At 71.4% G+C, this 17,108-nt stretch carries 18 protein-coding genes; 9 read left to right on the forward strand and 9 right to left on the reverse strand.

The features are described from left to right. Positions 1-3: 3 nt before the first annotated feature. The 9 genes from ACLF3G_RS22315 to ACLF3G_RS22355 all read right to left on the reverse strand — a co-directional run bounded on the left by ACLF3G_RS22315 (position 4) and on the right by ACLF3G_RS22355 (position 7,957). Positions 4-390: a RidA family protein gene (locus ACLF3G_RS22315; RefSeq protein WP_430671620.1), complete on the reverse strand. Its 387-nt coding sequence runs from the start codon at positions 388-390 to the stop codon at positions 4-6. After that, the gene (locus ACLF3G_RS22320) at positions 387-1,067 is read right to left on the reverse strand and encodes a hypothetical protein (RefSeq protein WP_430671621.1); all 681 of its coding nucleotides are present in this window, start codon (positions 1,065-1,067) and stop codon (positions 387-389) included. Before ACLF3G_RS22320 ends, ACLF3G_RS22315 begins: the two co-directional genes overlap by 4 nt. A gap of 87 nt (positions 1,068-1,154) precedes the next feature. Then, positions 1,155-2,132, reverse strand: coding sequence for an Hsp33 family molecular chaperone HslO (locus tag ACLF3G_RS22325; RefSeq protein ID WP_430671622.1), 978 nt, complete (start codon positions 2,130-2,132; stop codon positions 1,155-1,157). A 136-nt stretch (positions 2,133-2,268) separates the two neighbouring features. Next, complete coding sequence (locus tag ACLF3G_RS22330) at positions 2,269-2,802, reverse strand: DUF3035 domain-containing protein (RefSeq protein WP_430671623.1); 534 nt, start codon at positions 2,800-2,802, stop codon at positions 2,269-2,271. Then, the gene (lspA, locus tag ACLF3G_RS22335) at positions 2,799-3,311 is read right to left on the reverse strand and encodes a signal peptidase II (protein WP_430671624.1); all 513 of its coding nucleotides are present in this window, start codon (positions 3,309-3,311) and stop codon (positions 2,799-2,801) included. Before lspA ends, ACLF3G_RS22330 begins: the two co-directional genes overlap by 4 nt. Before the next feature lie 5 nt (positions 3,312-3,316). Further along, positions 3,317-6,130, reverse strand: a complete 2,814-nt coding sequence (gene ileS, locus ACLF3G_RS22340; RefSeq protein ID WP_430671625.1) for an isoleucine--tRNA ligase — start codon at positions 6,128-6,130, stop codon at positions 3,317-3,319. A 146-nt stretch (positions 6,131-6,276) separates the two neighbouring features. After that, a complete protein-coding gene (locus ACLF3G_RS22345) occupies positions 6,277-6,573 on the reverse strand; it encodes an AzlD family protein (RefSeq protein ID WP_430671626.1) in 297 nt (98 codons plus the stop codon). 8 nt (positions 6,574-6,581) lie between these two features. Next, positions 6,582-7,331, reverse strand: a complete 750-nt coding sequence (locus tag ACLF3G_RS22350; protein ID WP_430671627.1) for an AzlC family ABC transporter permease — start codon at positions 7,329-7,331, stop codon at positions 6,582-6,584. Beyond that, on the reverse strand, positions 7,331-7,957 hold the full coding sequence (locus ACLF3G_RS22355) for a RecX family transcriptional regulator (protein WP_430671628.1): 627 nt from the start codon (positions 7,955-7,957) through the stop codon (positions 7,331-7,333). Before ACLF3G_RS22355 ends, ACLF3G_RS22350 begins: the two co-directional genes overlap by 1 nt. 170 nt (positions 7,958-8,127) lie before the next feature. Between ACLF3G_RS22355 and ACLF3G_RS22360 the strand changes: the two genes are divergently transcribed. From ACLF3G_RS22360 to ACLF3G_RS22400, 9 genes are all read left to right on the forward strand, one after another. Next, the gene (locus ACLF3G_RS22360) at positions 8,128-8,835 is read left to right on the forward strand and encodes a PRC-barrel domain-containing protein (RefSeq protein WP_430671629.1); all 708 of its coding nucleotides are present in this window, start codon (positions 8,128-8,130) and stop codon (positions 8,833-8,835) included. A gap of 129 nt (positions 8,836-8,964) precedes the next feature. Further along, a complete protein-coding gene (locus ACLF3G_RS22365) occupies positions 8,965-9,318 on the forward strand; it encodes a hypothetical protein (protein WP_430671630.1) in 354 nt (117 codons plus the stop codon). A 166-nt stretch (positions 9,319-9,484) separates the two neighbouring features. Beyond that, positions 9,485-10,687, forward strand: coding sequence for an aspartate aminotransferase family protein (locus ACLF3G_RS22370; RefSeq protein WP_430671631.1), 1,203 nt, complete (start codon positions 9,485-9,487; stop codon positions 10,685-10,687). Continuing rightward, positions 10,684-11,637 (forward strand): ornithine carbamoyltransferase, encoded by a 954-nt coding sequence (gene argF, locus ACLF3G_RS22375; protein ID WP_430671632.1) that lies wholly within the window; start codon positions 10,684-10,686, stop codon positions 11,635-11,637. The genes ACLF3G_RS22370 and argF overlap by 4 nt, the downstream gene beginning before the upstream one ends. Positions 11,638-11,665: 28 nt before the next feature. Then, positions 11,666-12,280, forward strand: coding sequence for a hypothetical protein (locus ACLF3G_RS22380; RefSeq protein WP_430671633.1), 615 nt, complete (start codon positions 11,666-11,668; stop codon positions 12,278-12,280). A 3-nt stretch (positions 12,281-12,283) separates the two neighbouring features. Further along, positions 12,284-12,565: a hypothetical protein gene (locus ACLF3G_RS22385; RefSeq protein ID WP_430671634.1), complete on the forward strand. Its 282-nt coding sequence runs from the start codon at positions 12,284-12,286 to the stop codon at positions 12,563-12,565. A 104-nt stretch (positions 12,566-12,669) separates the two neighbouring features. After that, positions 12,670-14,352, forward strand: a complete 1,683-nt coding sequence (locus ACLF3G_RS22390) for a methyl-accepting chemotaxis protein (protein WP_430671635.1) — start codon at positions 12,670-12,672, stop codon at positions 14,350-14,352. Between the two features lie 72 nt (positions 14,353-14,424). Next, positions 14,425-15,837: a M16 family metallopeptidase gene (locus ACLF3G_RS22395; protein ID WP_430671636.1), complete on the forward strand. Its 1,413-nt coding sequence runs from the start codon at positions 14,425-14,427 to the stop codon at positions 15,835-15,837. After that, a complete protein-coding gene (locus tag ACLF3G_RS22400) occupies positions 15,834-17,090 on the forward strand; it encodes a M16 family metallopeptidase (RefSeq protein WP_430671637.1) in 1,257 nt (418 codons plus the stop codon). The genes ACLF3G_RS22395 and ACLF3G_RS22400 overlap by 4 nt, the downstream gene beginning before the upstream one ends. The last annotated feature ends 18 nt before the right edge of the window (positions 17,091-17,108 follow it).

Genomic DNA, 17,108 nt, shown 5'->3' on the forward strand with positions numbered 1-17,108 from the left:
AGCCTAGCCCACCGCCTCGGCCTCGACCTCGAAGACGAAGCGCGGGTCGGCCAGCCCGGCCACGATCAGCAGGGTGCTGGCCGGGGCCAGGGTGCCGAGGAACTTCTCCCGCTCCATCCGCCAGGGCGTGATCAGGCCGCGATCGGTCAGGAACACGCTCATCTTCACAATGTTCGCCGGACCCATGTCGTGCGCGGCCAGGACCGTGCCGAGGTTGGCCAGCGCCTGGGCGATCTGCGCCTCCCCGCCCGGAACCACCGTGCCGTCCGGCGCCACGCCGATCTGGCCCGAGATGACCAACCGCCGGCTGCCGCCCACGACCAGCGCCGCGTGGGAATAACGTGATCCGGGGGTGTGGACGCCCTCGGGGTTGCTGAAGCTGATGCTCACGTGCCCGCCCCCCCGGTGAACGGCGTTCCGGCCGGCGCACCACCGGACAGCTCCTCGCGCTCGATCGGCACCGGGGCGGGGGCGTTGGGCGTCAGGCCCTCGGCCAGCCAGGCCCGCAGCGTCCGGCGCATCTGGAATTCGAACTCCACGTTCATCGCCTCCATCGCCTGCCGCACCACATCCTCCGCCGCCCGCAGCCGCGTGGCCGGGGTGGCGCCATCGGCGACCGTCTGGCTGCGCTGTGCCTGGGCTTCGACGAAGGCGACGCGCGCCGCATCCGGCCCGGCCAGGATTTCAACCCGGACCGCCAGTTCAACGGTCAGGCGCTCGCCCGGTTCGCCCGAGAACATCCCGCCGCCGGCCAGCCGCTGCCGGACGAAGCGGGCATTGGCGATGACGAAACGGGCGCGGCCCTCCGTGCCGATCGGCACGAGGCGGTGTTCCGCCATCCGGCGTAGTTCCACATCCGGGCGCATCGGCGCCGGTTCCGTCACCTGCACGGCACCGGGCAGCGGGGACGCGATCTCAATGTCGAGCACGTTGAGCCGCAGCGGGGTCAGGTGCCGGTAGCCCTCCACCAGCGGCCGCAGCGGCGGCGGTTCCGGCGCGGAGGCACAGGCGGCAGGCAGCAGCGGCAGGACCAGGGCGGCTTTCAGCAGGTGGCGACGCATCGGCATGGGGCAGGTTCCTCGCGGCCCCACCTCCGGTAATGCAGTGGGGCCGCCGGGTCCAGCCGTAACGTTTGCCTAAGCCGGACCCATTCCCTAGGCGCGACCGGCCTTGCCATCCACCTCGGAGCGTTCGAACCGGAAATCCAGCGCGCAGAACTCGCAGGTCATGGTGATGGCGCCGGATTCGGCCATGTGGTCGAGGTCCTCCGGCCCGAAATTCTCCAGCACCGCCGCCAGCCGTGCGCGGGAACAGCGGCAGCCATAGGACAATGCGCGGGGGCGATCCACCAGCAGGCCCTCGGCATGGAACAGCCGGTGCAGCAGGCGGTCGGCGGTCAGAGTGTCGTCCAGCATCTCGTCGGACTTCAGCGTGCCGACCAGGGCCTGGGCGGTGCGCCAGGCATCGTCCTGGTCCTCCTGGTTCGCCTCCGCCACAACGCCACCTTCCGTCGCCACGCGCTCGATCACCAGGGCGGTGGCGCGCCAGCCGGCCAGGCTGCGGCCGCAGGCCAGGTGGACCTGGCTCTGCAACTGTTCGGAAGTGCGGAAGTAGTTGTCGGTCATCTCGGCCAGGCTCTTGCCCTCGATCGCGACGATGCCCTGGTAGCGCTCCATGTCGTCGCCCTGGTCGCAGGTGAAGGCGAAGTAGCCGGCGCCCAGAAGGTCCGCGGCGGTCGGGTGCGGGTTTTCCGCCAGCAGCGCCTCCAGCCGCGCCGCATCCACCTTGGCGGTGCCACGCAGCGCGCCGGCATCGGTGCAATCGGCCAGCAGAAGGGACACCGGGCCATCGCCCTTGGCCTGCAGGCTGAAGGAGCCCTTGAACTTCAGGGCGGTAGCCAGCGCAGCCGTCAGCGCCAGCGCCTCCCCCATCAGGCGCAGCACGGCGGGGTGCTGAGAATGCCGGCCGAGGATCGCGTCCGCCAATGCGCCGAGGCGCACCAGCCGGCCGCGCACCGGGCGCTGGTCCAGGTGGAAGGGCAGCACGCCGCGCGGCACCACCAGGTCGGGCACGGGCGGGCGGTCATGGTTCAGGAAGGCGGGGGTGGCGGAAGGGGCGGTCGGATCGGTCACGGGCGAAACCACCAACTGGCGCGGGACTTGCGCGAAAACAGGAAGGCCGGCGAGGGCATGGCCCTGCCGGCAGCGGACGCTACGAAGACCTCAGATGGGGGCGGCCGGGCGTCCCGGCCACCTCCCCAGGCGCAGGTCAGAAGATCGAATCGAGCAGGCCACGGCGTGGCGGCTGCGCCACCGGGGTCACGCCATCCGTGCTTTCGCGGCCGAGCGCCGCATTCTCCCGCAGGCGCTGCGCCTCCCGCTGCGCATCCAGCGCCGTGCCGGGCTGCGTCTGGTCGGCACGCCAGAACATCAGGCGGTCCACCACGCTGCGGTCCGGCCGGTCCAGCCGCAGGCTTTCGGCATCGACCTGGCTGCGGATGTTGTCGGGTGCCGCCTGCCCGGCCTGGGCCAACAGCGCGCGTTCCGCGCCGGAGGGTGCGGCGGCGGCCTGGGGCACGGTGCCGAGGATGGCGCTGGCGGGCGGGCGCTGTTCCTGCGGCCGCGGCGCGCCGGGGGTCGGCAGCGGCAGGTCCGTCATGCGCGGCGGCACCGAGAGCGGCGCCCGGGTGGTGACCTGGAATTCATCCGGCGGGTCCCGGGTGAAGCCCAGAGACCGGGCGGTGTCGCCGCCACACCCTGCAAGCAGGGGCAGGCCGAGCAGAACGGTGCGGAAAAGCTTCATGGGACGCTTCCCTTAACGGCCGGCGATGGCCGGAACAAGGCATCGCCGATCAATGCCATCACGCCAAGTACAATTGCCGCATCGGCCGGGTTGAACACGTACCAGTGCCAGCCCCAGGCGTGGGCGTCGAAGAAATCCGCCACGCCGCCGAAGCGGAAGCGGTCTATCACATTGCCCACCGCCCCGCCCACCACGGCGCCAAGTGCCAGGGCGGTGAGGCGGTTCTCGGCGCGGGCCATCCAGCGCAGCAGGAAGCCGGCGATGCCGAGCGCCAGCAGTGCCAGCAGCGCCTGGGACCAGGCCGCGTCGCCGGCGAGCAGGCCGAAGGTCACGCCGCGGTTCCAGACCATGGTGAGGTCGAAGCCGAAGGGCCCCAGTGCCACCAGGGGGATATGCCCGACGCGCGGCAGGTCCAGCACGAACAGCATGTACCACTTCGTCGCCTGGTCGACGGCGAGCACCGCCAGGGCCAGCAGCAGGCCGATCCGCAGCATGCCGTTTTGCAGCATGGGCTTCAGCCGACCACCGCTTCGCAGCGGCGGCAGAGGGTGGGATGGGCGTGCGACTGCCCGACCTCCGGCAGCACGCGCCAGCAGCGGTCGCATTTTTCGCCGGCTGCGACGGTGGGCACGGCTGCGGTCTGCGCGCCCTGCGACACGGTCGCCTGCGACACGATCAGGATTTCCTCCCACTGCGCCGCGGTCAGCACATCGGCCGGATCGCCCTCGCCGAAGGTGAGGTCGACCTGGGCCTGGAGCGACGCGCCGATTGTCCCGGCCCGGCGCAGATCCTCGATGCCGCCCGTCACCGTGCGGCGGAAGGCGCGGATTGTGGTCCACTTCGCCGCCAGCGCCTCGTCTCGCCATTCCACTGGCACCGTGGGCCAGTCGCGCAGGTGGATGCTGTCCGTGTCGTCCGGGAAGCGCGTCAGCCAGCTTTCCTCCGCCGTCGCCACCAGCACCGGCGCCAGCCAGGCGGTCAGGCAGCGGTGCAGCTGGTCGATCACCGTCCGCGCGCTCCGGCGGCGCAGGCTGTCCTTCGCGTCGCAGTACAGGGAATCCTTGCGGACGTCGAAGTAGAAGGCCGAGAGGTCCGTCGCGCAGAAGGCGTGGATGTCCGGGTACACGCCGGTCCAGTCGTGGTCGCGCACCGCCTGGCGCAGCCGCGCATCCAGCTCCGCCAGCCGGTGCAGCACCCAGCGCTCCAGCTCCGGCAGCTCCGCATGCGGCACGATCTCCGCGTTCGTGAAGCCGTCCAGATTGCCGAGCAGCCAGCGCAGCGTGTTGCGGATGCGGCGGTACAGCTCCGACTGCTGCTTGAGGATTTCCTTGCCGATGCGCTGGTCCTCGGTGACGTCGGTGTTCATCACCCAGAGCCGCAGCAGATCGGCGCCATGGTCCTTCACCACATCCTGCGGCGCCACGACGTTGCCGAGCGACTTCGACATCTTCCGGCCCTGCTCATCGAGCACGAAGCCATGCGTCAGGATCGCCTTGAACGGCGCGACGCCGCGCGAGCCCACCGATTCCAGCAGCGAGGAATGGAACCAGCCGCGATGCTGGTCGGAGCCTTCCAGGTACAGGTCGGCGGGGAAGCGCAGGCCGCGCTCCTGCGTCAGGACGAAGGCGTGGGTGGAGCCGGATTCGAACCAGACATCGACGATGTCCATCACCTGCTCATAGGCGGCGGGGTCACGCCCTTCGCCCAGGAAGCGCGCGGCGGCACCGGGCTGGTACCAGGCGTCGGCCCCCTCGGTGCGGAAGGCCTCGGTGATGCGGTCCATCACCGCCGGGTCGCGCAACGGCTCGCCTGTCGCCTTCTCCACGAAGACCGGGATCGGCACGCCCCAGGCGCGCTGCCGGCTGATGCACCAGTCCGGCCGCACGGCGACCATGCCGCCGATGCGGTTGCGGCCGATGTCCGGCACGAAATGCGTGTCGGCAATCGCCTGCATCGACTTGGCGCGGATGGCGTTCGCATCGTCCATGGCGATGAACCACTGCGGCGTGGCGCGGAAGATCACCGGCTTCTTGGAGCGCCAGCTATGCGGGTAGCTGTGGGTCAGCCTGGACTTCGCCACAAGCGTGCCCTGCGCGATGCAGGCGGCGTAGACGGCGTCATGTGCCTTGAAGACATGCTGCCCGGTGAAGCCAGGCGCGTGGAGGGTGAAGGTGCCATCATCGCCCACCGTCTCCGGCACCGGCAGCCCATGTGCGCGGCCGAGGTTGAAGTCGTCCTCGCCATGGCCGGGTGCGATGTGGACGAAGCCGGTACCGGCCTCGGTCGTGACGAAATCGCCCGGCAGCAGTGGCACGCCGAAATCATAGCCACCAGCGGCACCGTCCCATCCGGCCAGCGGATGCGCGGCGATGGCGCCCGCCAATTCCTCGCCCTTCAGCAGCCGCTTCACCGAATGTGCGCCGAGCCCGGCATCCTTTTCGAACTGCGGCAGCAGCGGCAGGGCGACGAGCAGGAATTCGCCGGGCACCAGGGCGCTGCCCTCGGCTACGCCCTCCACATGCACCAGCGCGTAGTCGATCTCCGGGCCGTAGGCGACGGCGCGGTTGCCCGGGATGGTCCAGGGGGTCGTGGTCCAGATCACCACGCTCGCGCCGCGCAGATCCGCCGCGCCCGCCTGGTTCAGCCGGAACCGCGCCCACAGCGTTGGCGAGACGTGGTCGTGGTATTCGATCTCCGCCTCTGCCAGCGCGGTCTTCTCCACCGGGCTCCACATCACCGGGCGCAGGCCGCGATACAGCGACCCGTTCATCAGGAACTTGCCGATCTCGCCGGCGATCACCGCCTCGGAGGGGAAATCCATCGTGGCATAGCGGCCGTCCCAATCGCCCAGCACGCCGAGGCGCTTGAACTCGGTGCGCTGCACGTCCAGCCAATGCGTCGCGTAGGCGCGGCATTCCGCCCGGAAATCCAGGATCGGCACGCTGTCCTTGTCGAGGCCCTTGGAGCGGTACTGTTCCTCGATCTTCCACTCGATCGGCAGGCCATGGCAGTCCCAGCCCGGCACGTAGTCGGCATCATGGCCGGCCATCTGGGCGGCGCGGTTGATGACGTCCTTCAGGATCTTGTTCAGCGCCGTGCCGATATGCAGCGGGCCGTTGGCGTAGGGCGGGCCGTCATGCAGCACGAAGGGCGGGCGCCCCTTGGAAGCGGCACGCAGGCGCTGCCAAAGGCTGGTGTCCTCCCAGCGCTTGAGCCAGGCGGGCTCGCGCTTCGGCAGGTCGCCACGCATCGGGAAGTCGGTCTTCGGCAGGAAGACCGTGCCGCGATAGTCGCGGGCCGGGGCCGTCTCGGGGGGGGCGTCGTTCATGGGTGCGGTCTCATGTGGCCCAAGCAGGCCTGGATCGGGGTGCGGCGCGCGGCGAAGACCCGGCCCCTAAAGGGCCGGGCGGATAATTCGAAGGCCGGAATTCCCGCGGAACATGCCGCTTATATGCGGATGCAGGCCCAGCCCGGTCAAGGACCGCCCCCGACCCCCAACTGCGCAGCCCACACCGCCGCCACGCCCGCCAGGATGGCGTAGGCGATGTTGCGCGTCGCCATCTGCACCGCCACCACCACCGCCGCGCCGATCCAGGCCGGCCAGGACCCCGCCAGCAGCGGCGGCGTCACATAGGCGACGAACAGGCAACCCGGCAGGTGCCGCAGCAGCGCCTGCACGAAGGCCGGCGGTCGCACCACGCGCAGGACCGCATAGCCGCCGGCCCGGCTGGCGTAGGTGACAAGCGCCATCCCGAGGATCGCCAGCAGCACATCCAGCCTTACCTCGATGACACGCCCCTCCCCCGTGTCTCGATCCAGGCGCCGAGGCCGGCGCCGGCGAAGGTGCCCAGCAGCAGCGGCAGCGGCATCGGCAGCGCGGCCCGGTGGGCGGCCAGCGCCACCAACCCGGCCACGATCCAGGGCAGCAGGTCCACCCGCGGCCCGCGCCACAGCGGCACCAGGATGGACAGGAAGGCGGCGATGGCGGCGAAGAACAGCGGATGCCCCGGCGGCACCCGCAGCATCCCGCCGCCCAGATACCCCAGCGCCACCGTCGCCACCCAGGCCAGCCAGATGCCGATGCCGAGCCCCAGCAGGTAGCCGGCATCGCGCCCGCCGGCGCGCTGCTCGGCGATGGCCATGGCGAAGGAATGGTCCACCAGCGTCGCCAGCGTGCCCCACAGCCGCCAGCCGCGCAGCCTATCGAGCCACGGCGCCAGCGCGGCGCCCATCGGCGCCATGCGGATGTTCACCACCAGCGTCGCGATGGTGGCCGCCAGGATCGGCGCCGGGTCGGTCCACAGCTCCAGCGCCACCAGCTGCGCGGATCCCGCGAAGACCAGCATGGTCATCAGCATGGTCTCGAGGAAGGACAGCCCCTTCGCCGCCGACAGCACGCCGATGACGATGCCGAACGGCAGCATCCCGAACCCCAGCGCGATGCTGCGCCGGATGCCCAGCCGTATGCCCACGCGGGTGAAGACGACACGATGAACCCCAGGGGCGGCAGCGCGGACGGGCTCGGCCATCAGCTGCGCCGGAAGGCGAGCAGGCGGGTCTCGGCTTCCTCCGGGTCCATCTCCAGCGCCCGTTCTGCAATGCCACGGCCGAAGCCGGCGCGGGCCAACGCCGCCAGCGCCTTCAGCCGCAACTCGGGCGGCGACTCCCCGGCGGCGAAGGGACCGACGCGGCGGCGGCGGCACAGCGCCAGGGCCGCGTCCAGCTCAGCCTCCTCCCCCTCCGGCAGCGCCGCCGCCGCGACCTCAGCCCCCACGCCCTTCTGTGCCAGGTGGGCCAGCGCCGCACGGCGGGACCGGCCGCCGCGCAGCAGCCGGCGGGCACGGCTTTCGGCGAAGGCCGCGTCATCCACCGTGCCGGCGGCGGCCATGGCGCGGGCGACCTCCGCGGCCGCCTGTTTCGCCGCGGCAACCAGCGGCGCGAGGTCCGTCATCCCAAAGGCCTCCGCCGCGCGCGCCCAGCGATCCACGCGACGCCCCAGCACCCGTCGCAGCCCGGCCTCCGTGGTGGCGTAGCGCGCGAGGTGTGCAACCGCCGCCTCCTGCAGCCGGGCGGCGCTGGGGGGCGGGCCGGGCGGGCGCGGCTCGTCTGCCGACCTGGATGCGGGCCTGGTGCCGGGCCGGGAACGCGGTGTCATTCCGCCCATCCTCGCATGGCGCCCCCACCCTGGCGACCCGCCGCGCACAGCGCCGCGCACCTTGGCGGTTCGGAAACGACCGCGCCTGCGAAACTTTCGGGCGAGGTGGCGCGTTCTCCGACCACTGCCGGAACCGCGCAAGCGACCCCGGACGCAAAAGGAGATACGCCATGCTGAGCAGCAAGACCTTCCTGTCCATGACGACCGCGATCGCCCTGGTCGGCGCGCCGATGGTCGCCTTCGGCCAGACCGCCGCGACCCCGAACGACGCCCGCGGCGGCATGACGGCCCAGGCTCCTGGCACTGCCAACCCGGCGGACGGCACCCCGGGCAACCCGCCCTCCACCGCGACGCAGCGGGCGGTGGACAGCGTGACGGGCAACCGCACCTCCCCGGACGGCACCGGCAACAACCCGCCCGGCACCGCGGCCGGCCGCGCGGTCGACCGCGCCACGGATGGCGCCACGACCCAGGGCCGCACTGGTGCGACCACGGGCACGACCACGGGCACGTCGCCGACCGGAACCGCCACCGGCAGCACGGCCACCGGCGCCACCTCCTCGACCATGTCGGTGGACAGCGCCAGCATCCGTGGCGGCCGCCGTGCGAGCCGGATCATCGGCTCGAACATCTACAACGACGAGAACAACAGCATCGGCGAAGTCGATGACCTGATCTTCCAGTCCTCGGGTGGTCAGATGGTCGCGGTTGTCTCGGTTGGCGGCTTCCTCGGCATCGGCGCCAAGCTGGTGGCGATCCCCTACGACCGCTTGACGCACGATGCCGAGCGCAACCGCTGGATGCTGCCGGGTGCCACCAAGGACAGCCTGCAGAGCCTGCCGGCCTTCGAGTACGACACCGCCAACCGCCGCGGCTGACGTCGAACCCAGACCATGACCGACCCCGCACGTGCACGGTCATGGTCTCCCCACTTTGCCCACCGCGCGACACAAGCGGCCAAGCATTCCAGCCGGCAGCCGTCGCGCACCATCGGAGAACGAGCCGTGATGAAGACGTCCCTTTTCGTGCTGGCAGCCCTGGTGCCGCTGGTGGCCTGTGCCGAGGGCCGGCGGGATGGCGTGGCGGGCAACCCGCCCTCCACCGCCACGCAGCGGGCCTACGACCGGGCCACCGGCAGCCCGCCGACCAGCCCGGACGGCACGGGCAACAACCCGACCGGCACCGCGGCCGAGCGCGCCCTGGACCGAGCGGCCGGCACCAACACTTCCGGTGCCTTCCCGCGCCAGTCGGATGGCACCCGCGCCAATCCGCCCGGCACGGCGGCGGAGCGCGCCTATGACCGCGCGACCGGATCCAACACCTCCGGCGCCTACCCGTCGAACAGCGCCCCTCGGCGCTGAAGCGACACGGGACGCGATGAGGGCCGGCCGGCGCGCAAGCGCCGGCCGGCCTTTTCTTCGTCCAGTCATCTTTGACCGGCGGCAGAAACTCAGGCAATTTCCCCGGCTTCCGTGCCCGCTTCGGCGAAAGGCGCCAGGCCGTGCGGAGCGAAGGAGGATGGATCGCGTGATCCCCGCCCTGATGCCGACCTACAACCGTGCCGACCTCGCTTTCGAGCGGGGCGAAGGCGCTTGGCTGTGGACGACGGATGGGCGACGATTCCTCGATTTCGGCGCCGGCATCGCCACCTCCTCCATCGGCCACGGCCACCCGCATTTGACCAAGGCGATCGCGGAACAGGCGGCGCGCGTCATGCACGTCTCCAACCTGTACCGCGTGCCGCAGGCGGAGGAACTGGCCGCGCGCCATGTCGCCAACAGCTTCGCGGACAGCGTCTTCTTCTGCAATTCTGGCGCCGAGGCGAACGAGGGCATGGTCAAGGCCGTGCGCAAGTATCACGCGGAAAACGGCCATCCGGAACGCTTCCACATGATCTGCTTCGAGGGCGCCTTCCACGGCCGCACCCTCGGCATGCTGTCCGCCACCGGCAACGCGAAATACCTCGCCGGCTTCGGGCCGCCGGTGCAAGGCTTCGACCACGTGCCCTTCGGAAACATGAACGCGGTCCGCGACGCCATCGGCCCGCAGACCGCCGGCATCATGATCGAGCCGGTGCAGGGCGAGGGCGGCGTGCGTCCGGCGGACCTCCGCTTCCTGCGCGAACTCCGCGCCGTCTGCGACGAATACGGCCTGCTGCTGGCGCTCGATGAGGTGCAGACCGGCATGGGGCGCTCCGGCAAGCTCTGGGCGCATCAATGGGCGGGGATCGAGCCGGATGTGATGTCCGCCGCCAAGGGCATCGGTGGCGGCTTCCCGCTCGGCGCCGTGCTGGCGAAGGAGAAGGTGGCGAAGCACCTGAAGCCGGGCACGCATGGCACGACGTATGGCGGCGGCCCGCTGGCCTGCGCCGCCGGCAACGCCGTGCTGGACGTGATCCTCGCGCCGGGCTTCCTGGACCAGGTGGACCAGGTGGCGCGGCTTCTGTGGCATGGCCTGCTGGATTTGGCCGCGAAGCACCCGCAGGTTGTCGAGGGCGTGCAGGGCGCCGGGCTGCTGCTCGGAATCAAGCTGCGGCCGGAGGTCAACAACGGCGAGATGCAGGCCGCCGCCGTGGCGGAAGGCCTGCTGACCGTCGCTGCCGGCATGAACGTGCTGCGCCTGGCGCCGCCGCTCATCATTGGAGAGGCCGAGGTGGCGGAAGCGCTGCGCCTGCTCGATCGCACCTGCCTGCGCATGACCCCAAGCAAGGCGCAGGCTGCCGCGAAATGAGTGCGGCACTGAAGACGGTGGCGGGAGGGGGCACCCCCTCCCCGCGGCACTTCCTCGAACTCATGGACCTCGATGCGACCGTGCTGCGGCGCATGCTGGACCTCGGCGTCGCCGCCAAGCGCGGGCAGGTCACGGACAAGCCGCTGGCCGGCAAATCCGTGGCGCTGATCTTCGAGAAGCCCTCCACCCGCACCCGCGTCAGCTTCGAGGTGGGCATCCGTCAGCTCGGCGGCGATGCCATCGTGCTGTCCTCCAAGGACATGCAGCTCGGGCGCGGCGAATCGGCGGCGGATACGGCGCGGGTGCTGTCCCGCTATGTCGACGCCATCATGATGCGCACCGACAATGTGCGGAAGATCCGCGAACTGGCGCAGCACGCCACGGTTCCGGTGATCAACGGGCTGACGGACGTCTCGCATCCCTGCCAGTTGATGGCCGACATCATGACCTTCGAGGAACATCGCGGCCCTATCGCCGGCCAGGTGGTGGCCTGGACCGGCGACGGCAACAATGTGGCGCAGAGCTTCATCCAGGCCGCCGCCCGCTTCGGCTTCACGCTGCGCCTGGCGACACCGCCCGAACTCGCGCCCTCGGCCGAGTTGATTGCCTGGGCGCGGGCGGAAGGTGCGCAAATCGAACTCACCAATGACCCTCAGGCGGCGGTGGCCGGCGCGCGCTGCGTGGTGACCGACACCTGGGTGTCCATGTCGGACGAGACCGACCAGCAGAAGGTCAACCGCCACAACCTGCTGGCGCCCTACCAGGTGAACGAGGCGCTGCTGAAGGGCGCTGCCGCCGACGCCATCGTCATGCACTGCCTGCCGGCGCATCGCGGAGAGGAGATCACCGACGCGGTGATGGACGGCCCGCAGAGCGTGGTCTTCGATGAGGCCGAAAACCGGCTGCACGCGCAGAAGGGCGTGCTGCTGTGGGCACTCGGCGCCGGGTGATCCGCGGCGGCGTGATGGCATCCACCGGATGAAGCTGGACTACCTGACGGTCGGCTACTGGGGTGACGTCAGGCTGCTGCATCTGCAGGCGCGGTCGATGGCGAAGTATCTGGATCCGGATTCGGTCCGGAGCTTGGTCGTCGTGAACAACGACCCGATGCCAGAGCGCTTCGCGACGTATTTCCGATCGGACATCCTGCCGGAATACCGACACCTCGCCGGGCGGGTCAGGCTCGTGCCGGGCGAGGACCTGCTGCCGGCGACGCCGGACACCAAGGGCTACTGGCGGCAGCAGGCCCTGAAGCTGCTTGGCTACAAGATCACGGAGGGTGAGTTCTTCATCACCCTCGACGCCAAGAACATTCTGATCCGACGCATCGACTGGACCTACTTCTTCGACGAGACCGGGCGCAACATCGGCCGCCACCGGCCGCTGAGGGATCACCTCCAGGGTCCGCTGCGCTTTTTCGGGGTGGCCGTCGCGGACATGCCCGAGGCCGTGCTCGACATCTACACGCCCTTTGGCCTCCGACGGTCAGTCTGCCGCGGCCTTGACGAACATCTTGTCAGGTCAGCGGGGATGGATGTCGGCCAACTCCTCTGCAGCCGCCAGACCCTCGATGACCGGCCGCTGTACGAGTAACTGATGTATTCGGCCTACCTGCACGCGCATGGCGGCGGGATCGAGCGCTTCCACCAGCTCAGCCGCACGTCACTTTCGCTCACCTACCTGTGCAACGATCCCAAGGTGGGTCCGGAGGCAATGCTGGGCGGCATCAAAGCCGAGAGGTTCCGCATGGTCGGCGTGCACAGGCGCGTAGGCAAGGCAGATGCCGGGACGAAGGCGCAGATCGCCGATATGTTCGTGACCTTCGGGCTCGTCGCCGGCCAGGAGGAAGGCCTGTCCTTCCTGGAACCAACGGTCTGAGGCAGCGCGGCTGGATCGGGCGCCCCTCAAGCCGCGCTTTACCCGGTCTTAAGCCTGCGGGCTCATGCTCCTTCCGGGCCACGGGCGGGCAGACAGTGAAGCGCATGACAAGGCGGCTCAGCCGCATCGGCCTCCGAACTCGCATCGTCGGGCTGGCCATGATGACCCTGGTGTTCAGCCTGCTGGCACTGGGCGGCTGGAACCTGGTCCTGCTGCAGGACCGCGAACGCGACGTCGCCGCGCAGCAGCTGGACCGCAACCTGGTGCTGCTGCGCACATTTGTCGGCGACCTGGGCCAGGGCTGGCGGCTGGAGGGAGCGGACCGTCTGTTCATCGGCGCCACGCCGCTGTCCGGCCGCAACGAGGTGACGGACCGCGTCAAGGATATCGGCGGCGGCGTCGCGACCATTTTCGCGCAGGAAACCCGCATCGCCACCAGCGTCGCCCGCGCCGACGGCACGCGCGCCACCGGCACCATCCTCGGCCCCGGCGCGGCGCGGGAGGCGGTGCGGCGGGGCGAGACCTTCCGGGGCGAGGCCATCATCCTGGGCCTGCCCTACCTCACGGTCTATGAGCCGGTGCGTGACGCGGCCGGGCGCCAGGTCGGCATCCTGTTCGTCGGCGTCGACCTCGTCACCGCCCAGGCCCAGACCCGGGCCGCGACGCGACAGGCGGTGATGATCGGACTGGGCCTGCTGATTGCGGGGGCGTTGATCCTGGCCCTGCTGCTGCGGCCCATGCTGCGACCGCTGACGGGACTTGCCGCCGCCTTGCGGGCGATGGGCCAGGGCCGGCTGGACACCACCGTGCCCGGCACCGGCCGTGGCGATGAGCTGGGCGAGATCGCTCGCGCGGTCGCGGCCCTGCGGGATGCGACCCAGGCCGCCGGCACGCGGCAGGCGGCGGCTGAGGCGGCGCAGGCCGAGGCCCACGCCGGCCGCGTCGCCGGCCGGCGCGCCACCGCGGACCAGCTGGAATCCGCGATCGGCGGCATCGCCGCGACGCTGGGCGGCGCGGCGGAAGACCTCGTCCGCCATGCCGATGCGGTGGGCGCGGCCGGGCAGCGCAGCAGCCAGCGGGCCGAACAGGGTGCGGCGCGGCTCGGCGAGGCGACCGGCAACGTCCAGGCCGTCGCCGCCGCGGCCGAGCAACTGGCCGCCTCCGTGTCCGAGATCACCCGCCAGGTCGAGGAAAGCGCCCGCCGCGCCCGGGAGGCCGCCGGCGCCGCCCGCGCCTCGGACGCCACGGTGGCGGGCCTGGCGGAGGCGGCATCGCGCATCGGCGACGTGGTGAAGCTGATCGCCGACATCGCGGCGCAGACCAACCTGTTGGCGCTGAACGCGACGATCGAGGCGGCGCGGGCCGGGGATGCGGGCAAGGGATTTGCCGTGGTGGCCAGCGAGGTGAAGACCCTGGCGGCGCAGACCGCCAAGGCGACGGAGGAAATCTCGGCCCAGATCGGGGCCATGCGCGGCGCCACGGACCGGGCGGTGGACAGCGTGCGCGGCATCGCCGCCGCGGTGGCGCGGATGGAGGAGGTCAGCGGCGCCATCGCCTCCGCCGTGGAACAGCAGGGCGAGGCGACGCGGGACATCGCCCGCAACGCGCTGGAAGCCGCCGCGGGCACCGACGCCGCGACCGGCGAGATCCATGGCCTGGCCGAGGAGGTCGCCGCCGCCGCCTCCGGCATCGGGACATTGCGCGGAACCGGAGCGGAGGTCGGCCGCAAGGCCGCGGCGCTGCGCCAGGACGTGGCGCGTTTCGCCGCGACCATGCGGGGCGCCTGAGCCGGCACGGTTTCTTGAAAGCCCACGGCCGGTGCCTTTGCCATCCGGCCCCGCGGGCCCATGTTGGCCGGCATGACAGCCCTGACCCGACGCGCCGCCCTCCAGGCGGCAGCAGCCGCCGCCGCCCTTGCCCAGGCAAATGCCGCCAGCGCCACCACCGCGCCGAGTGCTGCGGCACTGGCCGAACGGCCGCTGTTCGGCGCCTCGCTCCGCACCCTGCCGAACGGCCTGCGCGTGGCGCATGTGGAACAGCGCCGGGCCCCGGTGGTCGCGCATTACGCCTATGTCTCGGCGGGCGGCGGGGAGGATCCGCCGGGGCTGTCCGGCATCGCCCACTACCTGGAGCACATGCTGTTCAAGGGCAGCCCGCGCGTCGCCTCCGGCGAATTCTCCCGCCGCGTGGCGCGGGAAGGCGGCAACGACAACGCCTATACCTCCCGCGACGTCACCGCCTATTTCCAGCATGTGGAGGCGAGCCGCCTCGACCTGGTGGCGATGATGGAGGCCGACCGCTTCGCCGCCGCCCTGATCCCGGCCTCGGAGATGGAATCGGAGCGCCAGGTGATCCTGGAGGAACGCGCCCAGCGCACCGGCTCCTCCCCCCGCGCGCTGTTCTTCGAGCAGTTCCAGGCCGGCATGTGGGGCCGCCAGCACTGGCACGGCCGCCCGATCATCGGCTGGGAGGAGGAGATCCGCGCGATCTCCCACGATGACCTGCTGGCCTTTTTCCGCGCCCGCTATGCCCCCGGCAACGCCGTGCTGGTGGTGGCCGGTGCCGTTGGCGGTGAGGATTTCTGGCGCATCATCGAGGATGACTGGAGCGCCCTGCCCGCCGGCCCCGCCGTCCCCCGCGACCGCGCCCCGCCGCCCGCCACGCCGCCCGAGACCCGCATCATCCGCAACGACCCGCGGCTGCGCGGCGAGGCGACCTACATCCGCGCCTGGCAGGCCCCGACGCTGACCGCCGGCGCGACGCAGCATGCCGATCCGCTGGAGGTGCTGCGCCACCTGCTCGGCGGCGGCCAGGGATCGCGCCTGCACCGGGCGCTGGTGGAAGGCGGCCTCGCGCTGGGTGTGGGGGCTGGCTACGACGGCGACAGCGCCGGCCATGGCGATTTCGACATCTCCGCGACGCCGCGGCGGGAGGTGGCGCCGGAGCGTGTGGAACAGGCGATGATGGCCGAGGTGAAGCGACTGCTGGACGAGGGCGGGCCAACCGAGGCCGAGGTCGCCCGCAGCATCCGCCAGATGTCCGCCGGCGCGCTGCTGGCGCTGGACGGGCTCGGCGCGGCACCGCGCATGATCGGCAATACGCTGGCCATCGGCCTGCCGATCGAGAGCGTGGAATACTGGCCGCGCCGGCTGCGCGCGGTGACACGGGACCAGGTGGCGGCGGCGGCGGTGGCGGTGCTCGGACAGGCACCGTCGACCAGCGGGTGGCTGCTGCCCGAAGGCGTCGCGGCCCCGGCGGAGGTGCGGCTGTGAGCGGCACCTTCAGCCTGGACATCCAGCAAGTCTCGGCACCCGGCGGCTTCACCGCCTGGCTGATCGAGGATCATTCGGTGCCGGTCGTCTCCGTCGCCTGGGGCTGGGGCGGCGGCGCGGCGCTGGATGCGGCGGAGCATGCCGGCGCGCTGGCCATGGGCGCGGCGCTGCTGACCGAAGGCGCCGGCGACCTCGGCATGACGGAATTCGCCGACGCGCTGCGCGACGAAGCCATCGGCCTGTCCTTCGGTGCGCAGCGGGACGGCTTCGAGGGCTCCTTCCGCGCCCTGCTGCCGGCACTGCCGGAAGCGGTGCGGCTGGCCAACCTGGCGATGCGCGCGCCGCGGCTGGAGGAACAATCCCTGGTCCGCGTGCGTGGCCGTGCCGTGGCCGGCGCCCGGGCGGCGCTGGAGACGCCACGTGGCCAGGTCGGCCGCGCCTTCTGGGCCGCAGCCTTCCCCGACCATCCCGCCGGCCGCCCGACCTCCGGCACCGTGGAGACGCTGTCCGCCCTGCCGGAGCAGGCGATCCGGGATGCGCTGGCACGCCAGCTTCGTACCGGCGGCGTGCAGGTGGCCGCCAGCGGGGCCATCACCGCGGCGCAGCTTGCCCAGCTTCTGCCCACCCTGTTCGCCGGGTTGCCGGACGGCCCGCCGCCCTCCGCCCCGCCACTGCCCGCCTTCCGCCAGTTCGCGCCGCTGGTGGTGCCGGTGGAAGCTCCGCAATCGGCCATCCAGTTCGGCCAGCCGGGGCTGCCGATCGACGACCCGGAATGGGAATCCTTCCAGGTCGTGCTCCGCATCCTGGCCGGCGGCGGCTTCTCCTCCCGCCTCATGGAGGCGGTGCGGGTGCAGCGCGGGCTGACCTACGGCATCGGCGGCGGGATCGACACGCTGTTCGGCCAGGGCATCGTCGTCGGCTCCTCCGCCACCGACAACGCCAAGGTCGCGGAAGCGCTGGAGGTGACGCGGGCGGAATGGGCGCGCATGGCCGCGGAAGGTCCGACCCAGGCGGAACTGGACGATGCAGTGGCCTTCCTGACCGGCAACCTGCCGCTGCAATTCACCGACAGCCGCCGCATCGCCGGCACGCTGCTGGCGCTGCAACGCAACAACCGCCCGGTGGAATGGCTGGCCGGACGCAACGAGCGGCTGCGCGGGCTGACGTTGGGCCGGGTGCGCCAGGTAGCGGCGAGGCTGCTGCGGCCGGAAGCGCTTTCGGTTGCCATTGCGGGCAAGCCGGTCGGGATCTGAACCCGGCTGCCGCCCCAC

It is taken from the genome of Falsiroseomonas sp. HC035 (assembly GCF_050563525.1).
In the GTDB taxonomy this organism is placed as follows: Bacteria; Pseudomonadota; Alphaproteobacteria; order Acetobacterales; family Acetobacteraceae; genus Falsiroseomonas.

What these genes read in the sequence shown, in the direction of transcription:
- ileS (WP_430671625.1), bottom strand. Translation starts at nt 6,130, where the DNA reads ATGAACGACGCCCCCCCCGAGACGGCCCCGGCCCGCGACTATCGCGGC.
- lspA (WP_430671624.1), bottom strand. Translation starts at nt 3,311, where the DNA reads ATGCTGCAAAACGGCATGCTGCGGATCGGCCTGCTGCTGGCCCTGGCG.
- ACLF3G_RS22365 (WP_430671630.1), top strand. Translation starts at nt 8,965, where the DNA reads ATGAAGACGTCCCTTTTCGTGCTGGCAGCCCTGGTGCCGCTGGTGGCC.
- ACLF3G_RS22320 (WP_430671621.1), bottom strand. Translation starts at nt 1,067, where the DNA reads ATGCCGATGCGTCGCCACCTGCTGAAAGCCGCCCTGGTCCTGCCGCTG.
- argF (WP_430671632.1), top strand. Translation starts at nt 10,684, where the DNA reads ATGAGTGCGGCACTGAAGACGGTGGCGGGAGGGGGCACCCCCTCCCCG.
- ACLF3G_RS22330 (WP_430671623.1), bottom strand. Translation starts at nt 2,802, where the DNA reads ATGAAGCTTTTCCGCACCGTTCTGCTCGGCCTGCCCCTGCTTGCAGGG.
- ACLF3G_RS22355 (WP_430671628.1), bottom strand. Translation starts at nt 7,957, where the DNA reads ATGACACCGCGTTCCCGGCCCGGCACCAGGCCCGCATCCAGGTCGGCA.
- ACLF3G_RS22380 (WP_430671633.1), top strand. Translation starts at nt 11,666, where the DNA reads ATGAAGCTGGACTACCTGACGGTCGGCTACTGGGGTGACGTCAGGCTG.
- ACLF3G_RS22390 (WP_430671635.1), top strand. Translation starts at nt 12,670, where the DNA reads ATGACAAGGCGGCTCAGCCGCATCGGCCTCCGAACTCGCATCGTCGGG.
- ACLF3G_RS22385 (WP_430671634.1), top strand. Translation starts at nt 12,284, where the DNA reads ATGTATTCGGCCTACCTGCACGCGCATGGCGGCGGGATCGAGCGCTTC.
- ACLF3G_RS22360 (WP_430671629.1), top strand. Translation starts at nt 8,128, where the DNA reads ATGCTGAGCAGCAAGACCTTCCTGTCCATGACGACCGCGATCGCCCTG.
- ACLF3G_RS22395 (WP_430671636.1), top strand. Translation starts at nt 14,425, where the DNA reads ATGACAGCCCTGACCCGACGCGCCGCCCTCCAGGCGGCAGCAGCCGCC.
- ACLF3G_RS22350 (WP_430671627.1), bottom strand. Translation starts at nt 7,331, where the DNA reads ATGGCCGAGCCCGTCCGCGCTGCCGCCCCTGGGGTTCATCGTGTCGTC.